A 20,035-nucleotide genomic window follows, 5' to 3' on the forward strand; every position below is an offset into this window, starting at 1 on the left:
TACTGCGACTTTCTTGCAACTAGGACTCTCCTGCATGAAAGTATGTGCTGCGGTACCCGAGAAAGAAAGGCCCCTGCCATGCCCCCGTCCTCGCGCCGGACACCCCTGTCCATCACACGACAGGAGTGGGGCCGGCTCGGCGGCATGGCGGCGTTCGTGCTCGCGCTGCATGTCATCGGGTGGTTCACGCTCGTCGGGATCGTCGCGCCCGAGCACTACACCATCGGCGAGAAGTCGTTCGGCATCGGCATCGGCGTCACCGCGTACACCCTCGGCATGCGGCACGCGTTCGACGCGGACCACATCGCCGCGATCGACAACACCACCCGCAAGCTGATGGGCGAGGGGCAGCGGCCGCTGTCGGTCGGGTTCTGGTTCTCGCTCGGCCACTCCAGCGTGGTCTTCGGCCTGGCGCTGCTGCTCTCCCTCGGCATCAGGACGCTGGCCGGACCGGTCCGCGACGACAACTCCGAACTGCACAACGTCACCGGCCTCATCGGCACGACGGTCTCCGGCACGTTCCTCTACGTCATCGCCGTCATCAACCTCGTCATCCTGGCCGGCATCTGGAGGGTGTTCCGGCAGATGCGGTCGGGCGACTTCGACGAGGCGGCGCTGGAGGAGCAGCTGAACAACCGCGGCTTCATGAACCGCATCCTCGGCCGCGTGATGAAGTCGATCACCAAGCCGTGGCAGATGTACCCGCTGGGCCTGCTCTTCGGCCTCGGCTTCGACACGGCGACGGAGATCGCCCTGCTCGTCCTCGCCGGCTCGGGTGCGGCCTCCGGGCTGCCCTGGTACGCGATCCTGTGCCTGCCCGTCCTGTTCGCGGCCGGCATGTCGCTGCTCGACACGATCGACGGGTCGTTCATGAACTTCGCCTACGGGTGGGCGTTCTCCAAACCGGTCCGCAAGGTCTACTACAACCTCACCATCACGGGCCTGTCCGTGGCTGTCGCCCTGATCATCGGCACCACGGAACTGCTCGGCCTGCTCGCCGAGAAGCTCGACCTGCACGGGGCCTTCTGGGACTGGATCGCCGGCGTCGACCTCAACACCCTCGGCTTCGTGATCGTCGGCCTCTTCTTCGCCACGTGGGCGCTCGCGCTGGTGGTGTGGAAGGTCGGACGGATCGAGGAGAAGTGGACGGCGGGGCTGGCCCGGCCGGAGCCGCGGCCGGTGGAACAGACGGCGGAGTAGGACCCGGTGGGGCGCCGTTTCCGCGACTGTGGTCGCCTTGGTGGAATGTGTCATTCCTGATATGGCCGAGATGTGATCGAGTTCTGAAGTCGTCGCGGTTTCAACGAGGTTGACAGTACAGTCCCCGTGATCGAATATGTGCTCGCGTTGCGGCGCATGTGACCAGTGAGCCAGCCGATCGCCGCGGGCGCGGCGGTCCTCGTCGCGGCGGGAGCGGGTATCGCGGTCTGCCACCCGGCGCCGTACGTCCCGCGGCCGCGCCTGACGCCTCCGGGCGTCCGCTGACCATCCCCGACGGGCCCGGCGCTCTCGTCCCCCGGAGAGCGCCGGGCCTGTTTTTTCGCTACTCGGGGCCTGTCCGGGCCCTGGCGGAGGCCGTCAGCCCGTTGTCGGTGCCGCACCAGGATTCGCCGCCGCACCCGGTGTCGTCGACGGCGGCGGGGTGAAGCCCGGCGGCGGGGAGAGCACCACCGTCGGCTCGCCGGGCTGCGGGGCCGGCGGCGTCAGGCTGGACTTCGGGAGCTTCGGCGGGGTCGTCTCCTGGAACACCAGCGAGTCGAAGTCCACCAGCCCCGTCTGCTCCATGACCGTGATGTGGTCGAGGACGGTGTCGTTGGCCACGTCGGCCAGCTGGCGGACCAGCGTGTTCTTCGTGGTGGCGCGGATGTTGGCGATGGCGGGGAAGATCTGGCCGTGCGTCAGCCGCAGGATGTTCGCCAGGTCCTGGTCGAACTTCTTGCCCGTGTCGTTCGTCAGCGTCGTCACGAATCCCTGCTGCTGGGGGCTCGGTTGGTTCGGCAGCGTGATGCCCAGCTCCGCGGCCACCTTCCGGTCGACGGCGTCGAGGTTGGCGTGTCCGTTGACCAGATGCGCCCCGGCGGTGCGCACGGCCGGCGTCGTGCCCTTCTTCAGGGCCAGCTCACCGGACGGGAACTCCCACAGGCCCGCCGCCCGTACCTTGACGACGAAGTCGCGGTCCGCCTCGGTCAGGGGTCCCGCCGAGGTGTTCGCGATCACGCGTGAGGGGGCGCTGGAGACCGTCTGCACTCCCAGCATCGACGGATAGACGAGCGCCGTGAGCGTCAGGGCGAGGGCGCCCGTCACGAAGAGGGTTCCCGCCGCGGTCCGCGAAATGCGCATGGCACCTCCTGGTTGTTCCAACGCCCAGGGGTACGGGTGCGACGGGAGGTGGAAACCTTTTCCACAGGCAAAATCGGCGCCCCGTGATGTGGGGGTGGTCACACGGTCGATCGGCAGGCGTGGTCGGTCGGCACGGTCCGATCGACATGGTGTGGTCGGCGTGGTGTGGTCGGTCGACACGGTGTGGTCCGCGGCCCGGCGCGGTCGTCGCACCGCGGGCCGGACGATCCGCCTCACCGGACTGGAGGCGTGGCGGTGCCGATGAGGGTGGCCGGACGCCCGCTATGTTCGATCCGAACATCCGACAGTCGGAGCCGGCATGCAGAAGACAGAAGAACTGGCCGAGGAGGCGGAGGCGGCCGTGGCGGCCCCCGCGGCGCCCGAGCGCGTCCCCGCCCGCGGCTGGCCCGCGTTCTGGCCGCTGCTGCTGGTGGTGGCCGTCCTCGCCGGTCCGGCGCTGCTCCTGCTCGGCCGGTGGATGGACGAGCCCGCGATGCAGGCGTGGCGCACCGTCTGTCTGGCCATCACCGTGCAGGCGCTGCCCTTCCTGCTGCTCGGCACGGCCCTGTCCGGTGCCATCAACGCGTTCGTCCCGGCGCGGGTGTTCAGCCGGGTGCTGCCCCGCCGTCCCGCGCTCGCCGTTCCGGTCGCCGGGGTCGCCGGGGTGGTGCTGCCCGGCTGTGAGTGCGCGTCGGTGCCGGTCGCGAACAGCCTGATCCGACGGGGCGTCACCCCGGCCGCCGCGTTCGCGTTCCTGCTGTCGGCTCCGGCCGTCAACCCGGTCGTGCTGACCGCCACCGCCGTCGCCTTCCCCGGCAGCCCCCTGATGGTCCTGGCCCGGCTGCTCGCCTCGCTCGCCACCGCCGCCGTGATGGGCTGGCTCTGGCTCTGGCTCGGCAGGGAGGAGTGGCTGCGGCCGACCGTGCGCCACACCGGGCACCGGCCGGGGCACAGTCGCTGGCGGGAGTTCCGGCTCGGCTTCCAGCATGACTTCCTGCACGCGGGCGGCTTCCTGGTCGTCGGGGCCATGGCGGCGGCCACCTTCAACGTGGCGGTCCCGCGCTCCGTGCTCGACGTGTTCTCCGGCTCGACCTGGCTGTCGGTGCTGTTCCTGGCGGGGCTCGCCGTCGTGCTCGCGGTGTGTTCCGAGGCCGACGCGTTCGTGGCCGCCTCGCTCGCCGGCTTCTCGCCCGTGGCGCGGCTGGCGTTCATGGTGGTGGGGCCGATGGTCGACCTGAAGCTGATCGCCCTTCAGGCGGGCACCTTCGGCCGGGCGTTCGCGGTCCGCTTCTCCACCGCCACCACCGTCGTCGCGGTGCTGTGCAGTGCGCTGATCGGAGGGGCCCTGCTGTGAAACGGCCCTTCCAGGCGGTCCTGCTCGTCCTCGGCGGCCTCGGTCTGCTGCACGCCTCGCTCTTCACCGACCTGTGCCTGCGGTACGTGAAGCCGGGGCTGCGTCCGTTCCTGATCGCCTCGGGGGTGCTGCTGCTCCTGCTCGGGCTGGCGAGCGCGGCCCTCGACCTCAGGCCGGGCAGGCGCGACGACCAGGGCGGTCACGAGGAGCACGGGGGGCACGGCGGCACCGGCCACGGCCACGACCACTCCACCGCCCCCCGCGTCGCCTGGCTGCTGTTCCTGCCCGCGCTCAGCCTGCTCTTCTACGCCCCGCCCGCCCTCGGCTCGTACACCGCCTCCCGTGAGCCCGCCAGGGCCGTCGCGCAGCAGCGGCACTTCGATCCGCTGCCCGCGGCCTCGCCGCTCCCGATGACGCTCTCGGAGTTCACCAGCCGTGTGCAGCAGGACCGTACGCAGGCCATCAAGGGCCGCAGCGTCCGGTTGACCGGTTTCGTCACGCCGGACGGGCGGGGCGGGGGCTGGTACCTGACCCGGATCATCTTCACCTGCTGCGCCGCGGACGCGCAGTCCGTGAAGGTACGGATCCACGGTTCCCCGGCGCTGCCCGCCGACACCTGGGTGGCCGTGACGGGAACCTGGCACCCCGGCGGCACCCTGGGCACGCGGTCGGCCCCGGCCGCGCTGGACGCCCGGACCGTCGAGCGGGTGGACAAGCCGGTGAACGCCTACACGGACGACCTGCCGCTGACGCCGTCCCGCTGACGCCGTCCGTCGGCGCCGTCCCGCCGGGCCGCCGTACACCTGGGTGAACCAACGCCCAAGCCCTGCCCATGACTTCACAACCCGGGGCCTTCGGACGGACAAACCTTCAACCAAGCTTCTCCCGGTCCCGCAAAGGGGTCTACCCGCATAGAAGCGCCGGTGCTGTCATGCTCACGACCGCCCGGAATTGTGCCGGGCATCCCCCACCGGGAGACTCCCCATGTCCCGAATACCGCGCCCCCTGGTGACGACCCTGTCCACCCTGGCCCTCGCCGCCGCGGGCCTGACCGTCACCGCCGGCAGCGCGCACGCGCAGTCGTGCAGCCAGGGCTACCTCCCCCTCCCCGACCCCAGCTGCCAGCCCGGTGCCGTCAACCCGGACGTCACCCAGGACACCATCGACTCCACCATCTGTGTCCCCGGCTGGACCGCGACCGTGCGGCCGCCCAGCTCGTACACCACCGCGCTGAAGAAGCAGCAGATCGTCGAGTACGGCTACAGCGACACCAGCACCGCGGACTACGAGGAGGACCACCTCATCCCGCTGGAGCTCGGCGGCAACCCCACGAGCCCCGAGAACCTGTGGCCGGAACCCCGTTACGACACGGGCTCGGGCGAGGTGGCCGCCGACAAGGACACCGTGGAGAACACGCTCAAGAAGGACGTGTGCAACGGCGAGGTCAGCCTCGACGACGCCCGCAACGCCATCGCCACCGACTGGACGACGGCCCTGTCCAGCCTCGGCCTCGGCTGAGGCGGACCGGTCAGGCCTGAGGCGGGCCGGTCAGGCCATCCAGAAGAAGACGGCCGTCATGCGCTTGTCCTCCAGGTCGCTGCCCCAGTAACCGGTGGCGCTGTGCATGATGTTGGCCTTGTACAGCAGCAACCGGTTGTAGCGCTGCGGCACGCGGACGTCCTCGGTGAACGCGTCCGGTGAGACGTACCGCGTGCCCAGCGCCTCGACCAGGTTGGTGTGCGGCGCCTGCACCATGTTGCCGCCGAGCACGCCGCCCGGCAGGCTCTGCCGGTAGAAGCTCGTGCCGCAGTCCTTGGGGATGTTCGGGCTGAGGTAGAGCACGGCGGCGTACCGGCACAGGGCGCGCGAGTCGGTGTGCGGGCGCGGTTCGCCCTCGTCCTTGCCGACGACCTGGACGCAGTTGTGGTTGAGGGTGCCGCCGCCGGGGGCGGTCTCCTGCCAGAGCTTCTGCGCGCCGGTCTCCTTGCGCACCAGCCGCTCGACGCGGGCGAGTTCGGCCGGTTCGAGGCCCGGCATGGTGCGCATCCCCGGCCAGCTCTCCTGCGTGTACGGGTACCCCTTGACCCAGTCGTCCTTGGCGAGACAGCGCGCCCGGACCTCGTCCACGTTCGGCAGCACGTCGTCGAGGATCCAGTAGTCGCGGCCGCGGGTGGGCTTGCGGTACGGCAGGACGGGCAGGCGCGGGGGCTGTGGGGGCTGTGGGGGCATGCGGGTGAACCTACAGTTCGGCTCCACCGCCGTTTCTTTTCGTCGGGTCAAGCCTTCGTCATCAACTGGTCGGGAGGACAGGTCAGTTGGACGATCGCGTCACGGCAGCGGAGCGGCCGGGCTGGACTGCCCCGTCTCCTGCGGTGTCTCCGCCGAGCTGCTGTCCGGGCTGAACACCGACATGCCCACGTACATCGCCGTGAGGAACAGCAGCGCCGCGGCGAGCAGCCCCACCGCGCGCGGCCGCCCGGCGACGAACGTGCGCAGCGACGGCCGCGCGCGCCGGTTCCCCGACGAGGACCGCTGGCGGGCCGCGCGGTGGCCGGGGAGCGCGGACGGGAGCTTGTACGTCGTCGCCGGGCCCTCCGTCCGGGGCGGCACCGGTGACTTTGGCACCGCGGCCCGGGCCCGGGCCGGGGGCGGCGCCTGGACGGAGGTCGGCGCCTGGACGGAGGTCGGCGCCTGGACGGGGGCCGCGGCCGGGAGCGGTTCCGGCCGGCCCCGCCAGGCACCCGTGGCGAACCACTCGGCGGCCTGCCGTGCCGTGGGCCGGTCCTCGGGCCGCTTGGCGAGCAGGCCGAGCAGGTAGTTCTCGAACGCGGGCGGCAGGGTGGCACCCAGCTCGCGCGGGGGCACGGGAGTCGCGTCCAGGTGCTGGTGGAGGATCGCGATCGGGGTGTCGGCGCGGAACGGCGGCTGTCCGGTGAGGAGTTGGTAGAGCACGCAGCCGAGCGAGTAGACGTCGCTGGCCGGTCCCGCGGGCTTGCCGAGGGCACGCTCGGGCGCGATGTACAGGCTCGTACCGACGATCTGCCCGGTCGCCGTGAGCGCGCCCGACGGGTCGTCCATGAAGCGGGCGATACCGAAGTCGCCGATCTTCAGGGTGCCGACGGCGTCGAGGAGCAGGTTGCCGGGCTTGATGTCGCGGTGCACGATGCCCTGTTCGTGGGCCACGGCGAGCCCGGCCGCCGCCTGGGCGGCGATGGCCGCGACCCGCTCGGCGGGCAGCGGCCCGTCCTCTGCCAGCACCCGGGCGAGGCTGTCGCCCTCCACCAGCTCCATCACCAGGAACAGCCGTCCGTCGTGCTCCCCGAAGTCGAGCACCCCGACCACGTGCGGGTGGTGGAGCCGGCCCGCGGTCTGGGCCTCCAGACGGAAACGGGAGTCGGCGGTGGGGTCGGCGTTCCGGTCGAGCAGCACCTTGACGGCGACGGGACGGCCGAGCATCTGGTCGTACGCCCGCCAGACCTCTCCCATCGCGCCACGTCCGAGGGTGGTGTCCAGCTGGTACCGGCCCGCGATCAGCACCTGTCGTTTCATCCTCATGCCGTGAGACGAATGCCGTGCGACGACTCGACCGCCGACGGACAGGGTTCCGCCAGGGCGGTGAGGGTGGCGTGCCGCAGCGGATCACAGCCTACTGGCACGGACGCACTGTTCGATCACGGTCTTCGCCATTCGATGACCGTCGGGTGACGATCCGGCCGCACGATCCTCGCGCGTCCGGCACTCCTGACCGGCCGGCATCGGCGACCACAGCGGCCGGGGAAGCCCTCGGACCACACGCCGAAAGCCGCCCACCCGCGGGAGTGCGGAGGGCGGCGAGTGGCTGCGGTGGGGTCGCGGGTGGTCAGCCGAGGCAGACGACGAGCAGGCAGACCTGCGACGGTGAGGTGGCCGTCGAGGACGGGGTGCCCTGCGAGGTGCCCGGGGCCGTGCCACCGCCGGTGCCGGTGGTCGGGGCGGACGTCCCTTGCGAGGACGATCCGGTGGACGACGAGGAGCCCGAGGAACCCGAGGCGTCGGTCCCCGACTGGGAGTGCGAGGTGCCCGTCGTGTGACTCGTGCCTGTCGTACCGGTGCCCGCCGCCCCTGTCGTGCCCGTCGTGTGCGTCGTACGGGAGGAGGCGGCCCCGTCCGGCTGAGCGGCCGACGGTGTGGCGTGGGCCGTGACCGGCACGGACACGTGGGGGAGAGCGGCCACGGAGGACTGCGCGCCGGGGGTGCGCGAGGCTCGGGGAGCGCCGGCGCGCGGGGTGTCGGAGCGGGGTGACGTCGGGCGGCTGTACTGCGACGTCGGTTCCTTCGCACCGCCGAGGGCCGACGCCTCCGGAGCCGGGGCCGCCTGGGCCCGGTCGGCGGTGTGCCGGTCCATCGAGGCCACGGTCAGGCCGCCTCCGACGAGAGCGACGGCGGTCGCCACCAGCGCCTTGCGCTGGGTCTTCTTCCAGCGCGCCAGCCGACGTCGCCGCGCGGCACGCCCTTCCGGTCGGCGTGCCGGGTCCGTGAGGTCGGCGGGCGCGGCGGCCGACGGGACCTCGTCGATGTCCGGGGCCGCGAACTCCCATGCCGTCGTGGCCGCCGTCGCCGCCGTGGCCGACGGCGCCGTCGTGGCCGGGCCCGGGAGGGTGTGGCCGTCGGCGGTGACCGGGGCGATGTCGGGGGCGTAGGCACCGCAACCCGGGCACACCAGGGCACCGTTGAGATGCCGACGACACGAGGAGCAGTAGTCCATTGCGGTCTTCCTGTAGTGGCTTGCCGCCGCCCCGCCGGGCCGCGTTCGCACCTGGAATCGAACGGACTGCCACGCTAACCGGGCTATCGAAAGACCGTGTGCAGGCTGTGTGGGGCTCGTGAAAGGATTCTCTGGCGGCCTTGCAAGGGGGCCCCCTGTGCCCTGCGGGTCAGGGGGCGGTGACGGTGACACCCGACGGTTGCGCCCGCACCCGGCTGAATACCGGGTGACCTGCGGTGTCGCCCATCCCTGCGGGACGTTCGCACCACGCTCCTAGGCCAGGTGGACCTCCAGCGCGGCCCGGATGCCCGACTCGACGGCGCCCTCGATCCAGGACGGCTTGACCGAGGTGTGGTCACCGGCGAAGTGCAACGGGCCCTCGGGGGCGCGGATGGCCGCGAGGAGTTCCGTGTGCTGGCCGGGGAGCAGGACGGACGCCTCTCCGTACGCGTAGGGGTCGCGCAGCCAGCTCTGGGTGCGGCCGGCGCCGGTGTAGAACACCTCCACGCGCTGCCCGTAGACCTGCTGCAGGCCCCTGAGGGCGTGCGGATAGCGGGCCTCCTCGTCCAGCGAGTCCCAGCGGGAGGCGTCGTCGGCCCAGCTGTAGGAGGCGAGGAGGACACCTCCCTCGCTGCCCGGGACCGGGTGGGAGGGGTGGAACATGAAGCGGTTGGAGTTGTCGGACAGCGAGCCGCCGCCGATCACGTGTGCCGCCTCGGGCTGGTCCCGGGTCGCCCAGCGGTTGGCGGCGTGGTGGGCGCGCTGCGCGGCGCTGATGTGTCCGGACGGCACCGAGGGGTGCGCGCCGAGAAGGCTCCCGTCGGCCGGTGCCCTGCCCTTGCGGTAGTCCTCGTACAACCCGGGCCGCACCGCCTCCAGTTCCCGCTTCCAGTCGGCCTCGGTGAACTCCCACCAGCGGCGGCTGAACTCGAGCAGCACCTTGGTCGCGCTGTCGTAGTGCAGCTCGGTGACGGCACGGCGTTTGCCGTACGACATCAGCGGGCTGATCTGCACCTGCCGCAGCCCGGAGAACGGCACGGTGACGATCGCGAGGTCGCCGGTGAACTGCTCCCGCACGACCGTGCCGTCCCGCCCCTCGGAGACCGTGTCGATCCATACGTGCGGGCCGGCGGCGCGGACGTGGGAGGTGTCGTCACTGCCGTGCCGGTCGGGGGCCCAGTACTCGATGTGGGTGGCGCGCCGGTCCAGCCGTACGACGTCGTGCACCTCGCGCAGCAGCGCGTCCGGGAGCGTCGCGGTGCCGCCGACCAGCTCCCAGAACTCGGTGTCCGGGCTGATCAGCGACTGGCTGACGAAGCTGTGCAGGAACGACAGCGGCAGCCGCGAGGTCAGGTTCTCCAGCGTGCCGACGAGATCGATGGTGCGCTCGTCGAAGCCCGCCTGCTCGGTCAGGAACCGGTACATGGACCAGTCGCCGTACCGCTGGATCACCCGCGCCCAGCCCCGCACCCGTTCGGGCATCGGCTTGTCGACGCGCCTGCCGTCCGGTCCGGCCGTGCTGAACTCGTCGCGCACCGGGTCGAGGACGGCGCGCAGGATCGCGGAGGAGGGCGTGTCCCAGTACTTCCTCGGCACCCCGAACGACTGGTTGATCCTCCGGGGCGCCTTCGCGTAGTCGGAGCGGCGCATACGGACGCCGTTGACGTGGATCCAGGCGTGGTTGACGGGCTTGCCCGCGCCGTCGACGTCCACGAGGTGGAACCGGCGCCGTTTCACGCCGAGTCGGTCGATCAGGCTCATCACCAGGGGGTGGCTGCCGGGGATGCGCATGGCGCCGGCCTCCGCGTACTGCCGTGGATCGGTGAACGGCTGCGCCGCCCCCTCGTGGCCGCCGGTGCGGAAGGTCTTGATCCGGCCGCCGACGCGGTTGCCGTTGGCCTCCAGCACCGTCACCTGGTGCCCGGCCCGCTTCAGCAGCCAGGCCGCCACCAGACCGGCCGGTCCCGCGCCGACCACCAGGATCTTCTTGGCTCCGCCGGTCCTCGGGCGCGGCAGACCGGAGTCGAGGATCTGCCGGTAGCCCGGCACGAGCGGACGGTCGTCGTCGTCGACGACCAGCAGCGCGCGGGCGACCGCGAGACAGACGGACGGGTCGGCGGTGGATCTCGTCGGGGCGGGGGCCTGCCGTGGCAGGACGGGGGTCGCGGCGGCCGTACCCGCCGTGGCCGGCGCGAGGGCCGTCACGGTCGCCGCCGTGGCGACCACGGTGGTGAACTGCCGCCTGAGGATGGACTCATGACGGTCCGTGGGGTGGCTGTCAGCGGTGCAGGATTCATCCATACGTCCTGAATAGGGCGTACCGGTGCACCCCCACAGGACGATCAACGGTGATCACCTGAACGTGCGAGCGCGCCCCGGACGTGACACCGCCCCTCGTGCGCCCCTTCAGGCCGGTGGCGCGGTCGGTGTCGCGGACGGCTCGGGTCGTGGGGCGGTCGGTGTCGCCGACGGCTCCCGGGTGGCGGCCGGCGGCCCGCCCGGGGTGCCGGAACCGCCGGTTCGGGGAGCCGTGGTGGGGCGCGAGGTGCCGTTCCCGGGCGACGCCGACAGGGAGGGCGACGCCGACGGGCCGGCGGGCATCGGGCGACCGCTCGGAGGCGGCGGGGCGAGGGGGACCGACGGGCGCGCGGGTGCCGTGGGCGTCGCCAGGTGGAGCGGCAGGGCGACGAGGACGGCGACGGCGGCGGCGAACCCGGCCCCGGCCGCCGCGCGGAGCAGCCGGCGGCGCGCCGCGGCGCGGCGGATCGCGCGGAAGCGGCCGGGAGGCGGGCCGAGGTGGTCCGCGGGGGGCCGCAGGATCACCGCGAGGGGGTCGTCGGGTTCGAACTCCGGGCCGTCGTCAGAGCGTGTGGTCAAGGCTTCTCCTCAGGTGGACGCGGAGCAGTTCCCGGGCCGCGTGCAGGTCGGCCTTGACGGTCCCTTCCTTGCGTCCGGTCAGCACGGACACCTCCCGGATCGGCATGTCAGCGTAGTAGTGCAGCAGGATCGGGACGCGCAGTCGCTCCGGCAGCGACTGCACGAGCAGGCGTACCGAGGGGTCGGCCTGTTCGGGGTGGGAGCGGACGGCGGCCTCCGTGCCGGCGCGGCGCACGGCTCTGCGCTCGCGCTCCAGCTTGCGCCAGTGGTCCCGGACGAGGTTGGCCGCGGTGACGTAGAGGAAGCCGCGGGGCTCCTCCACGGACGTCCAGCGGGCCCAGAGCCGGGTGAACGCCTCCGAGGCGACCTCGTGGGCCGTCTCGTCGTCGTCGACGAGACGGCGGCACCAGCCGGCGAGGCGCGGGTAGACGGCGGCGAACAGCTCGGACGCCGCCGTCTCACGGGACCGTTTCAACGCTCTCCATGGTCGTGGGGGTGGCGGTGGTCAGCGCGGCGAAGACGATCACGTTGGCGAGGTATCCGTGGCCGGTACGGGCACCACCGCAGGTGATCAGCCGCAGCTCCGGCCGGTTCACGTTCCCGTAGACCTCGCCCGTCGGGAAGTCGGCCTTGGCGACCGTCCGTACGGCGCTGACCGCGAACACCGCCGCGGTTCCGTTCTCCAGGCGCGCCACGATGCGGTCGCCCCGGTGCAGGGCCGCGAGGTGGCGGAAGACCCCGTCCCCGTAGCGGCCGACCGTGACATGGCCGAGGATGACCGACGGCCCGACCTGGCCCGGTGTCGGCGAGTGCCAGTACCAGCCCGCCCGGTCGTGTGCGGTCACCGGGGGTACCTGCACACTGCCGTCCGCCGCCAGCCCCAGTCGCATGACGGGAGTGTCGACCCCGATGGCCGGGATCTGCAGCCGGACGGGGGCCGAACGCTCCGGCGCGGGCGCCGCCTCGGCGGACGTCGACGCGGGCGGTGGCGCACCTCCGGTACGGGCGGCCGGGGTCTGGCCGGCCTCGTGGCCGCCGCAGCCCATGAGCAGCGCGGCCATCGCCGCTGTGGCGAAGGCGCGCCTGGAGAGCGGGGTCATGCCCCGGTCGCCCGCCGGCGGCGCACGACATGGACCGCCGCGCCGCCCCCGACGAGCACCAGGCCGGCGCCTCCGCCGATCAGCCCGGGCGACACGGACCGGGAGGTCCCCGCCGTCACACCGGTGTCGGGCGCGCCCTTGGGGACGACGGAGACCTGGCTGCGGTCCTTCGTCGGCGCGGGCGTCGGCGCGGCACTCGGAACCGCGCTCGCGGCGGTCGGTGCGGCGGTCGGTGCGGGGCCGGTGGACGGGGAGGCGGTGGCGGTGGGAACGGCCGGTGTGGGGGACGCCCCGTGGGCGAACGCGGGCACGGTGCCCGCCAGCACGGCGGTGCACGCAAGTGTCATGGCGCTGAGGACAGTTCGGCGCATCGAATCGCTCTCTTTCGTCGGTCCGCCCGGTACGCGGCGGCTGAGTCACGGATCGAGCGGAGAGACGAGGCAGCGCAGGAGCCGGTTGTAAAGAAACGGCAAAGCCGTCGGAAGTCGAGCCGGGGTGCGGTGGTTCGGGCCGGGGTTGACCGAACAGGTCGCCCGGAAGCTGGCCGCCCTGGCACCCGAGGACGCGGACGCCTCACTGGTCTGCGACGAGATCGCCCGCATCGTCGTGCTCCCCGCCGGGCGGCGGCCGTACCGGGTCCACATCGACCCCGCCGACGACGGCTCGGAAGAGGTCTCGAACGTCGCCGACCGCATCCGCCGCGAGTTCCTCACCCGTGTCGGCCTCGCCGGCCTGCTTACGGTGCACCCGGCGAACGCGGGTGAGGCGCCCGGCGCGGCCGTCGCGTAGGCCCCGGCCTTCCCCGGACCACCAACCCCAGGCCACGGCCTGGGGTTTCTCCGACCGCCGGGGGCTACTTGTGCTTCCCGCTGCCCTGACCGCCGCTCGCTTTGCCGCCGCTTGCCTGACCGCCGCTTGCCTGACCGTTCCCGGCCGCGTCGTCCGTGCCGCCGGAGTGGTTGCCGGTCGTGCCGTTGCCGGAGGTGCCGGTGCTCCCCGCCGTGCCGTTCCCGGCGTCCGCGGCACCTTCGCCGGATGTGCCGTTGCCGGACGTGCCGGTGCTCCCCGCCGTGCCGTTTCCGGCATCCGCGGCACCTTCGCCGGATCTGCCCGTGGCGGCCGCCCTGCCCGGCGTGGCCGTCGCCCGCGCCAGCTGCCCGGAACAGTACGCGGCGACCTCGGCTCTGCCGCCGGCGGCCACGACGAGCTGCTGCCAGACCTTCGCGTCGAGCGCCTTGCCACGACCCCGGACCCGCTCGTAGGCACGGCAGTGCGCTTCGGTGTCCTGAGCGGGGTCCGGTCCGTCCGTCGGCAGGGGACCGCCGGAGGAGACCGACGGGGCCGAGGAGGCCGCACCGCCCGGCCGGTCCGGGGCGAGTGCCGACGGGTGCGTGGTGCCCCGGCCCCCGCCGGCACCGTCGGTGGAGGAGCCGGCGGAACCGATGGCCGCGACCGCGACACCACCCAGGGTGAGCGTGGCGAACGCCACGCCCAACGTCATCCTCACCCGGCGTCCGACACGCCCCTCCGCCGGTGGCCGCCAGTCGTCCCGGCGCCGGGTCCGTGCCCGGTGCGCGCCCGCGGCGCGGACGGCCCGGAAGGCGGCCACGGCCCGCTGTTCCGCCTGGGGGTCGAGATCACCTGCGCGGACGGCGGCGGTCAGGACCCTTTCCAGTACGGCGGTGTCATGGACGTCCCGAGGGCCGGACGGGGCGCCGCCAGGCTGCACAGGTCGACGGCCCGGAACTCCGTCGCCGCTCAGCCGTTCACCCATGTCCGCTTCCGCTCCTGCCCGACCGGTTCGATTCGTTCGGTGTACCGGCCCTGGTGCCTGTCCGCCGTACGCTGTCGCCGTCGACGTTCACTCCGACTCCCCCAGCGTCCGGGAAGTCTCATCCGTCACACCTCGGCCGACTCGCTGCCGACGCCCAGTCGGCGTGCGAGGCGTTCAGGCCTCGGTGGGCGGCTGTGCCCACCGCAGGCGCCACTGTGGAGTTGTGGGCACCCGCGCGATCCGCGGTGCGCAGTCCGTGGAGGACCGGCTTCGCGCGAGCTTCATATGGCCGGCGGACGTGTCCGAATGACGGCGGGCCGTACTCCTCACCGCAGGATCGGAGACGGCCCGTGGCCAGTTGCCGTAGCAACCGTCATTCGTGGAGCCCAGCTGACTCGGGTCCCACCGCGCGCAGGACCGAGGCGGGTTCGTGTGCGCTCTCGAGCGGCAAGGTCTCGTCCTGCCCGAAGTCAGGGGCCTGGAAGGGGTTTGTCGTCGGAGGCGGCGATGCTGCGGTGGAGCAGCGGGGTTGCCCGTCCAGGGCGGAGAACAGCGGCGTCAGATCGATGAGAGGGCTCTCTTTCGCTACAGGCCCCTGAAGGGGCCTGGTGTGCCGTGACCGGGCACAGCGGTCCTACAGCTTGGTCATCTTGGCGTACGGGCTCAGGATCCGCATTTTCGCCGAGCCGAAATCCACGAGCGCCGCGACTCCGTCCTCGATGCCGATCACCCGACCGAGGCCGTACACGTCATGTGTGACCTGGTCGCCCATGGCGAAGTGCTTGGGAGCCGGTGTGACGGGGGCCTTGAAGGGGCTGGTGGGCAAATGGCGCTTCGGCGCAGCAGGCTTTGTCATGGCTCAGTATGCGCCTCCGTGTGTCCCGTTCGCTGTGGCCGTCGGCACAGATCCGCACGGGAACACCTGCGTCACACCACTGACCTGGGGTTTCACGGGCCGGGTGCGGCGAAAACCGACCGTCGGAGCACGTCACGACGGCGGAACCGTGGTGGCGAGGCACCGGGCGATGACCTCTTCGGGCAGCCGCGGGAACCGGACATCCAGGGCCCTGTCGCCGGACGGCCCGATCAATCAGCTGCCGGGCCAGAGCCGGCCTCGGCTCACCCGGATGCCCCCTCCTTGGAGTGAAACCGCAGACAGGGGGCTTCCGGGCTCCCTGAGCGTGGGTTACCTCTTCTTGCCCTCGGCCTCGTGGTGGCCCGGCTTGTCATGCCCAGGCTCGTGATGAGCCGGATCGGGGTCGATGACGGTCGGGTCGGTGGCGGTATGGACAGCGGTGCCACCGCCGCCGGTGACTGTGCCGACGAACGCGCGAAGTACGGCCATCCTTCCGCCCCCGTGGTCGTCGACGATCTCGACCATGCCCGAGCCGTGCTGGAGTCCGTCGGCGCTGCCATCACCACGCCGACGACCAGCGGCCCGACCGGGTGGCTCCTCCGACGCGTCGGATGGCAGGCGCGCACTCCGCCGCAGCCTCGTCCGTACCTCGCCCCGTCCCGCCCCGTCCAGACCAGTCCCGACCAGCGAGGCCGCCGGGGGCCGTAGTACCCCGGTACCACCTGCGCTGCGGTGTTCAGTCCCCTGGTACCACCGGATTCGTAGATCGCGGGCCTAGCGTGAGGGAGGAGGCGCCGGCCGTGCCGGAACGCCGGAGTCCGAAAGAGGGAACGCGAATGATCGAGGTTCAGCAGCTCACCAAGAGGTACGGGGAGAAGACGGCGGTCGACGGTCTCGACTTCACCGTGAAGCCGGGTACGGTGACCGGATTCCTCGGCCCCAACGGAGCGGGCAAGTCCACGACGATGCGCCTGATCGTCGGACTGGACGCGCCGACGAGCGGCTCCGTCACGGTGAACGGTCACCGCTACGCCCGTCACCAGGCGCCGCTGCAGGAGGTCGGGGCGCTGCTGGAGGCGAAGTCGATCCACCCGGGCCGCTCGGCGTACAACCACCTCCGTGCGCTCGCGCTGACCCACGGCATTCCGCGCCGCCGGGTCGACGAGGTCGTCGAACTGGCCGGTCTCGGCAGCGTCGCCAAGAAGCGGGCCGGCGCCTTCTCGCTCGGCATGGGGCAGCGGCTCGGCATCGCGGCGGCCCTGCTCGGCGATCCGCAGACCGTCATGCTGGACGAGCCCGTCAACGGGCTGGACCCCGAGGGCGTGCTCTGGATCCGGAACCTGCTCACCTCCCTCGCCGACGAGGGGCGCACGGTGTTCGTCTCCTCGCACCTGATGAGCGAGGTGTCGCTGGTGGCGGATCACCTGATCATCGTCGGTCGTGGCCGGCTGCTGGCCGACACGACCGTGCAGGACCTGGTCCGCGAGGCGGGCGGCGACACCGTGAAGGTCGCGACGAACGACCCCGCGCGGCTGCGGGACGTGCTGGCCGGGCCGGGTGTGGAGATCACCGGCCGGGTCGGCACGGAGGAACTGCAGGTGACCGGGATGTCCGCCCGTGAGATAGGGCTGAAGGCGGCTGAGCACGGGATCCCGCTGTTCGAGCTGACCACGAAGGCGGTGTCGCTGGAGGAGGCGTTCATGGAACTGACCAGGGACGCCGTGGAGTACCACGGCTCCACGACCGGCACCGAGACCTCCCGGAGCGCAGCATGAGCACCCTCACGGCAACATCCGAGACCCCCGAGTCCACCACGGCGGCTCCGGCCCGCCCCGTCTACCGGGTGACCGGGCGGCGTGTGCTGGCCTCGGAGTGGGCCAAGCTCTGGTCCCTGCGCTCCACCTGGATCACCCTCGGCCTGGGCCTGCTCTTCCTCGTGGCCTTCGGTGTCATCGCCGCGAGCCACTACAAGTCCAATCTGGACTCCGGCCGGCACATGGACCGCGACTTCGCCTCCGCGACGGCGGTGAGCCTGTCCCTCTTCGGCACGAACTTCGCCCAGCTCGCCCTCGGCGTGCTCGGTGTGCTGGTCACGGCGGGCGAGTACTCCACCGGCATGATCCGCTCGACGCTGGCCGCGGTGCCGCGTCGGCTGCCGGTTCTGTGGTCCAAGGCGGCGGTGTACGGGGTGGTCGCGCTGGTGGTCGCCACCGTCGGCGCGTTCGTCGCCTTCCTCGTCGGCAGTCAGATCGTGTCCGGTACGCCCGCTGCCATGGGCCTCGGCCATGCCGGCGTGGTGCGCAGCCTGCTGGGTGCCGGGCTCTACCTGGGCCTGGTCGGCGTGATCGGCGCCGCTCTGGGCATGCTGCTGCGGTCGGTGGCCGGTGGCATCTCGGTCCTGGTCGCCGCCCTCATGCTGGTGCCCGGACTGGTCTCCCTGCTGCCTACCTCCTGGCAGGGCGACATCGACCCCTACCTGCCGAGCCACGCGGGGGAGTCGATCTTCGCGCTGACCCATGACTCCACCACCTTGTCGCCCTCCGCCGGGCTCCTGGTCTTCCTCGGCTGGACGGCACTGGCGCTGGCCGGGGCGGCGTACCGGCTGCTGCGCAGCGACGTCTGAGCGGCGGGCGCCCGCATCATGGACGGGTGAGTTCCGTGTCCACCGATGAGCTCAGCGGGATGGGGCCGCTGGTCGCCCGGCTCGGCCGGGTCGGCCAGCGGCTCCGGCACGCCGATCGGGACCGTCCGTGGGTGCTGGACACCGCGGTGGTGGTGCTGGTCTTCCTGATGTTCTGCCTGCCGGACCTGCTGCACGGGGTCCATGGGGACGGCGACGGCCCACGCCGCTTCCGCCTCGCGTTCACCCGGCTGCCCACGGCCGGCATGCTGGCCCTGCAGGCCGGACTGGTGCTGCCGCTGCTGTGGCGGCGGCGGGCGCCCGCGGTGGCCTTCGGCGCCGTCACAGCCGTGTTCGTCGTCCAGTGGTCCCTCGGCGCCGCACTCCGTGCGGACGTCGCCCTCTTCGTCGCCCTGTACAGCCTGGCCCTGCACGGGCGGCTACGGCAGCTGCCGTGGGCCTGTGCGGTCACGGCGGGTGCGCTGGGCCTGGTCGCGGCTCGGGTCGCGGCGGCGGTGTCGGTCGGGGACGCGCTCTTCTTCCTGCTCAGCACGGCGACCGCGGCCCTCGCGCTCGGCCTGATGATCCGGATCCGGCGGGCCCAGCTGGCCGGGCTGCGGGACCGCGCGGCCCGGCTGGAGATCGAACGCGACCAGCGGGGCAGGCTCGCCGTCGCGGCCGAGCGGGCGCGGGTGGCGCGCGAGATGCACGACATCGTCGGCCACAACCTGTCGGTCATCATCACGCTCGCCGACGCGGGTGCCTACGCCACGGCCGTCGCTCCGGAACGGGGCAGGGAAGCCCTGCACCTCATCGGCGACAGCGGCCGTCAGGCCCTGAGCGAACTGCGCCGGGTGCTCGGCGTGCTGCGCGAGGCGGACGGCCCGCGGGGCGAGCCCGAGCTGAGCCCGCAGCCCGGTCTCGCGGACATCGACGCGCTGTGCGAGGGGGTACGCGCCGCCGGCGTGGAGGTCGTCTACCGTACGGCCGGTGATGTCGACGCCCTGGACAGCGGGGTGCAGCTGACGGTCTACCGCATCGTGCAGGAGGCCCTGACGAACACCCTCAAACACGTCGGCGCGGGTGCCCGTGCGAACCTGGCGATCGTCGTGGAGGACGCTCGGCTGACCATCACCGTCCAGGACTCCGGCCCACCCACACCGGCCGACCGGCCCGGCACGGCGAACAAGGAAGGACACGGCCTGGTGGGCATGCGCGAACGAGCAGCTCTCTACGGCGGACACGTCAGCGCGGGTCCCGCGGGCCCGGGATGGACGGTGCGGGCAGTGCTCGACCTCGCTCCCCAGGAGGGTGCCCGGTGACCACCGTGCTCGTCGTGGACGACCAACCCCTTCAGCGGTACGGCTTTCGCCTGCTTCTGGACTCCGTGCCCGAGACGGAGGTGGTCGGGGAGGCGGCGCACGGAGCCGAAGCCGTGCGCAAGGCCGCCGAACTCCGCCCGGACGTGGTCCTCATGGACGTACGCATGCCAGGCATGGACGGCATCGAGGCCACGCGCCGTATCGTCGCCGCCGGCCACCGCTCCCGCGTCCTGGTCCTCACCACGTTCGACCTGGACGAGTACGTCCACGCGGCCCTGCGCGCCGGAGCCAGTGGCTTCCTCCTCAAGGACGCCCGCCCCGAGGAACTCCTCGCCGGCATCCGCGCCGTAGCCGTCGGGGACGCGGTGATCGCGCCTGCGCTCACCCGCCGCCTGTTGCACGAATTCGCCCGTCTCGTACCGGCCGGCGGCGCCGGCTCCGCCGAGGATCCGCGCCTGAGTTCCCTCACCGACCGCGAACGCGAGATCCTCGTCGCCATCGGCAAGGGCTGGACCAACGGCGAGATCGCCACGCATTTCGTCCTGTCGGAGTCCACGGTGAAGACGCATGTCGGCCGGGTCCTGTCCAAGATCGGTGCGCGCGACCGCATCCAGGCGGTGATCTTCGCCTACGACCACGGCCTGGCCCGACCTCACCCGGACTGAGCGGGCGGGCTCGGCTCTCGGGGAGCAGCGCGGGGCGGCGATCCGACGCGCGGCACTGCCGTGTCCGGACGGGGGAACGCCCGTCGAACAACACCGGCTTCGTCGCGACCGTACGCACGGTGCTTCGCCCTGCGCCTCACGGTGCTTCGCCCTGCGCCTCACGGTGCTTCGCCCTGCGCCTCACGGTGCTTCGCCCTGCGCCTCACGGTGCTTCGCCCGTGTCTACGGTGCTTCGCCCGTGTCTACGGTGCTTCGCCCTGCGCCTCACGGTGCTTCGCCCGTGTCTACGGTGCTTCGCCCTGCGCCTCACGGTGCTTCGCCCGTGTCTACGGTGCTTCGCCCGTGTCTACGGTGCTTCGCCCTGCGCCTCACGGTGCTTCGCC

The 20,035-nt window shown here is 72.2% G+C and carries 21 protein-coding genes; 9 read left to right on the top strand and 12 right to left on the bottom strand.

Going from position 1 to position 20,035, the window contains the following annotated elements:
* Positions 1-78 precede the first annotated feature (78 nt).
* Positions 79-1,200: a HoxN/HupN/NixA family nickel/cobalt transporter gene (locus tag ACFYZJ_RS20430; RefSeq protein WP_388569966.1), complete on the top strand. Its 1,122-nt coding sequence runs from the start codon at positions 79-81 to the stop codon at positions 1,198-1,200.
* A gap of 378 nt (positions 1,201-1,578) precedes the next feature.
* On the opposite strand, the gene ACFYZJ_RS20435 is transcribed toward ACFYZJ_RS20430, so the two are convergent.
* Positions 1,579-2,340 (bottom strand): DUF4142 domain-containing protein, encoded by a 762-nt coding sequence (locus ACFYZJ_RS20435; protein WP_388569969.1) that lies wholly within the window; start codon positions 2,338-2,340, stop codon positions 1,579-1,581.
* A 319-nt stretch (positions 2,341-2,659) separates the two neighbouring features.
* Between ACFYZJ_RS20435 and ACFYZJ_RS20440 the strand changes: the two genes are divergently transcribed.
* The 3 genes from ACFYZJ_RS20440 to ACFYZJ_RS20450 all read left to right on the top strand — a co-directional run bounded on the left by ACFYZJ_RS20440 (position 2,660) and on the right by ACFYZJ_RS20450 (position 5,212).
* Positions 2,660-3,694, top strand: a complete 1,035-nt coding sequence (locus ACFYZJ_RS20440) for a permease (protein ID WP_388569971.1) — start codon at positions 2,660-2,662, stop codon at positions 3,692-3,694.
* Positions 3,691-4,458: a TIGR03943 family putative permease subunit gene (locus tag ACFYZJ_RS20445; protein ID WP_388569974.1), complete on the top strand. Its 768-nt coding sequence runs from the start codon at positions 3,691-3,693 to the stop codon at positions 4,456-4,458. Before ACFYZJ_RS20440 ends, ACFYZJ_RS20445 begins: the two co-directional genes overlap by 4 nt.
* 220 nt (positions 4,459-4,678) lie before the next feature.
* Entirely contained in the window at positions 4,679-5,212 is a 534-nt protein-coding gene (locus ACFYZJ_RS20450) for a hypothetical protein (protein ID WP_388569977.1), read from the top strand.
* A 30-nt stretch (positions 5,213-5,242) separates the two neighbouring features.
* Here ACFYZJ_RS20450 and ACFYZJ_RS20455 read toward each other — a convergent pair whose 3' ends face one another.
* The 8 genes from ACFYZJ_RS20455 to ACFYZJ_RS20490 all read right to left on the bottom strand — a co-directional run bounded on the left by ACFYZJ_RS20455 (position 5,243) and on the right by ACFYZJ_RS20490 (position 12,786).
* A complete protein-coding gene (locus ACFYZJ_RS20455; RefSeq protein ID WP_388569980.1) occupies positions 5,243-5,923 on the bottom strand; it encodes a DUF6445 family protein in 681 nt (226 codons plus the stop codon).
* A 99-nt stretch (positions 5,924-6,022) separates the two neighbouring features.
* A complete protein-coding gene (locus ACFYZJ_RS20460) occupies positions 6,023-7,231 on the bottom strand; it encodes a protein kinase (protein WP_388570319.1) in 1,209 nt (402 codons plus the stop codon).
* A 322-nt stretch (positions 7,232-7,553) separates the two neighbouring features.
* Positions 7,554-8,438: a hypothetical protein gene (locus ACFYZJ_RS20465; RefSeq protein ID WP_388569982.1), complete on the bottom strand. Its 885-nt coding sequence runs from the start codon at positions 8,436-8,438 to the stop codon at positions 7,554-7,556.
* A 273-nt stretch (positions 8,439-8,711) separates the two neighbouring features.
* A complete protein-coding gene (locus ACFYZJ_RS20470; protein ID WP_388569985.1) occupies positions 8,712-10,739 on the bottom strand; it encodes a flavin monoamine oxidase family protein in 2,028 nt (675 codons plus the stop codon).
* A gap of 105 nt (positions 10,740-10,844) precedes the next feature.
* Positions 10,845-11,315: a hypothetical protein gene (locus ACFYZJ_RS20475; RefSeq protein WP_388569988.1), complete on the bottom strand. Its 471-nt coding sequence runs from the start codon at positions 11,313-11,315 to the stop codon at positions 10,845-10,847.
* Positions 11,299-11,790 (bottom strand): RNA polymerase sigma factor, encoded by a 492-nt coding sequence (locus tag ACFYZJ_RS20480; protein WP_388569990.1) that lies wholly within the window; start codon positions 11,788-11,790, stop codon positions 11,299-11,301. Before ACFYZJ_RS20480 ends, ACFYZJ_RS20475 begins: the two co-directional genes overlap by 17 nt.
* Positions 11,774-12,415 carry a class F sortase gene (locus ACFYZJ_RS20485; protein WP_388569993.1) on the bottom strand — a complete coding sequence of 214 codons (642 nt, stop codon included), beginning with the start codon at positions 12,413-12,415 and terminating at the stop codon, positions 11,774-11,776. Before ACFYZJ_RS20485 ends, ACFYZJ_RS20480 begins: the two co-directional genes overlap by 17 nt.
* Positions 12,412-12,786: a sortase-dependent protein gene (locus tag ACFYZJ_RS20490; protein WP_388569997.1), complete on the bottom strand. Its 375-nt coding sequence runs from the start codon at positions 12,784-12,786 to the stop codon at positions 12,412-12,414. The genes ACFYZJ_RS20485 and ACFYZJ_RS20490 overlap by 4 nt, the downstream gene beginning before the upstream one ends.
* A gap of 145 nt (positions 12,787-12,931) precedes the next feature.
* On the opposite strand from ACFYZJ_RS20490, the gene ACFYZJ_RS20495 reads away from it, so the two are divergent.
* Positions 12,932-13,204: a hypothetical protein gene (locus ACFYZJ_RS20495; RefSeq protein WP_388570000.1), complete on the top strand. Its 273-nt coding sequence runs from the start codon at positions 12,932-12,934 to the stop codon at positions 13,202-13,204.
* Between the two features lie 64 nt (positions 13,205-13,268).
* Here ACFYZJ_RS20495 and ACFYZJ_RS20500 read toward each other — a convergent pair whose 3' ends face one another.
* The 3 genes from ACFYZJ_RS20500 to ACFYZJ_RS20510 all read right to left on the bottom strand — a co-directional run bounded on the left by ACFYZJ_RS20500 (position 13,269) and on the right by ACFYZJ_RS20510 (position 15,570).
* A complete protein-coding gene (locus ACFYZJ_RS20500) occupies positions 13,269-14,189 on the bottom strand; it encodes a hypothetical protein (protein WP_388570003.1) in 921 nt (306 codons plus the stop codon).
* A gap of 634 nt (positions 14,190-14,823) precedes the next feature.
* A complete protein-coding gene (locus ACFYZJ_RS20505) occupies positions 14,824-15,045 on the bottom strand; it encodes a hypothetical protein (RefSeq protein ID WP_388570006.1) in 222 nt (73 codons plus the stop codon).
* Between the two features lie 330 nt (positions 15,046-15,375).
* Positions 15,376-15,570: a hypothetical protein gene (locus tag ACFYZJ_RS20510; RefSeq protein ID WP_388570009.1), complete on the bottom strand. Its 195-nt coding sequence runs from the start codon at positions 15,568-15,570 to the stop codon at positions 15,376-15,378.
* A gap of 311 nt (positions 15,571-15,881) precedes the next feature.
* On the opposite strand from ACFYZJ_RS20510, the gene ACFYZJ_RS20515 reads away from it, so the two are divergent.
* From ACFYZJ_RS20515 to ACFYZJ_RS20530, 4 genes are read left to right on the top strand one after another with little or no spacing between them, the layout of a single operon-like run.
* Positions 15,882-16,820 (top strand): ATP-binding cassette domain-containing protein, encoded by a 939-nt coding sequence (locus ACFYZJ_RS20515; RefSeq protein WP_388570011.1) that lies wholly within the window; start codon positions 15,882-15,884, stop codon positions 16,818-16,820.
* Complete coding sequence (locus ACFYZJ_RS20520) at positions 16,817-17,668, top strand: ABC transporter permease (RefSeq protein ID WP_388570014.1); 852 nt, start codon at positions 16,817-16,819, stop codon at positions 17,666-17,668. The genes ACFYZJ_RS20515 and ACFYZJ_RS20520 overlap by 4 nt, the downstream gene beginning before the upstream one ends.
* Before the next feature lie 26 nt (positions 17,669-17,694).
* Positions 17,695-18,987: a sensor histidine kinase gene (locus ACFYZJ_RS20525; RefSeq protein WP_388570017.1), complete on the top strand. Its 1,293-nt coding sequence runs from the start codon at positions 17,695-17,697 to the stop codon at positions 18,985-18,987.
* Positions 18,984-19,652: a response regulator gene (locus ACFYZJ_RS20530; protein ID WP_388570020.1), complete on the top strand. Its 669-nt coding sequence runs from the start codon at positions 18,984-18,986 to the stop codon at positions 19,650-19,652. The genes ACFYZJ_RS20525 and ACFYZJ_RS20530 overlap by 4 nt, the downstream gene beginning before the upstream one ends.
* Positions 19,653-20,035: the final 383 nt, after the last annotated feature.

The sequence above is a fragment of the Streptomyces sp. NPDC001848 genome, from assembly GCF_042891915.1.
Lineage (GTDB): Bacteria > Actinomycetota > Actinomycetes > Streptomycetales > Streptomycetaceae > Streptomyces.

Bases quoted from the DNA above. Each gene is read 5' to 3' on its own strand.
- ACFYZJ_RS20430 (WP_388569966.1), top strand. From the start codon at position 79: ATGCCCCCGTCCTCGCGCCGGACACCCCTGTCCATCACACGACAGGAG.
- ACFYZJ_RS20435 (WP_388569969.1), bottom strand. From the start codon at position 2,340: ATGCGCATTTCGCGGACCGCGGCGGGAACCCTCTTCGTGACGGGCGCC.
- ACFYZJ_RS20440 (WP_388569971.1), top strand. From the start codon at position 2,660: ATGCAGAAGACAGAAGAACTGGCCGAGGAGGCGGAGGCGGCCGTGGCG.
- ACFYZJ_RS20450 (WP_388569977.1), top strand. From the start codon at position 4,679: ATGTCCCGAATACCGCGCCCCCTGGTGACGACCCTGTCCACCCTGGCC.
- ACFYZJ_RS20455 (WP_388569980.1), bottom strand. From the start codon at position 5,923: ATGCCCCCACAGCCCCCACAGCCCCCGCGCCTGCCCGTCCTGCCGTAC.
- ACFYZJ_RS20465 (WP_388569982.1), bottom strand. From the start codon at position 8,438: ATGGACTACTGCTCCTCGTGTCGTCGGCATCTCAACGGTGCCCTGGTG.
- ACFYZJ_RS20470 (WP_388569985.1), bottom strand. From the start codon at position 10,739: ATGGATGAATCCTGCACCGCTGACAGCCACCCCACGGACCGTCATGAG.
- ACFYZJ_RS20485 (WP_388569993.1), bottom strand. From the start codon at position 12,415: ATGACCCCGCTCTCCAGGCGCGCCTTCGCCACAGCGGCGATGGCCGCG.
- ACFYZJ_RS20490 (WP_388569997.1), bottom strand. From the start codon at position 12,786: ATGCGCCGAACTGTCCTCAGCGCCATGACACTTGCGTGCACCGCCGTG.
- ACFYZJ_RS20500 (WP_388570003.1), bottom strand. From the start codon at position 14,189: ATGGGTGAACGGCTGAGCGGCGACGGAGTTCCGGGCCGTCGACCTGTG.
- ACFYZJ_RS20505 (WP_388570006.1), bottom strand. From the start codon at position 15,045: ATGACAAAGCCTGCTGCGCCGAAGCGCCATTTGCCCACCAGCCCCTTC.
- ACFYZJ_RS20510 (WP_388570009.1), bottom strand. From the start codon at position 15,570: ATGGTCGAGATCGTCGACGACCACGGGGGCGGAAGGATGGCCGTACTT.
- ACFYZJ_RS20515 (WP_388570011.1), top strand. From the start codon at position 15,882: ATGATCGAGGTTCAGCAGCTCACCAAGAGGTACGGGGAGAAGACGGCG.
- ACFYZJ_RS20520 (WP_388570014.1), top strand. From the start codon at position 16,817: ATGAGCACCCTCACGGCAACATCCGAGACCCCCGAGTCCACCACGGCG.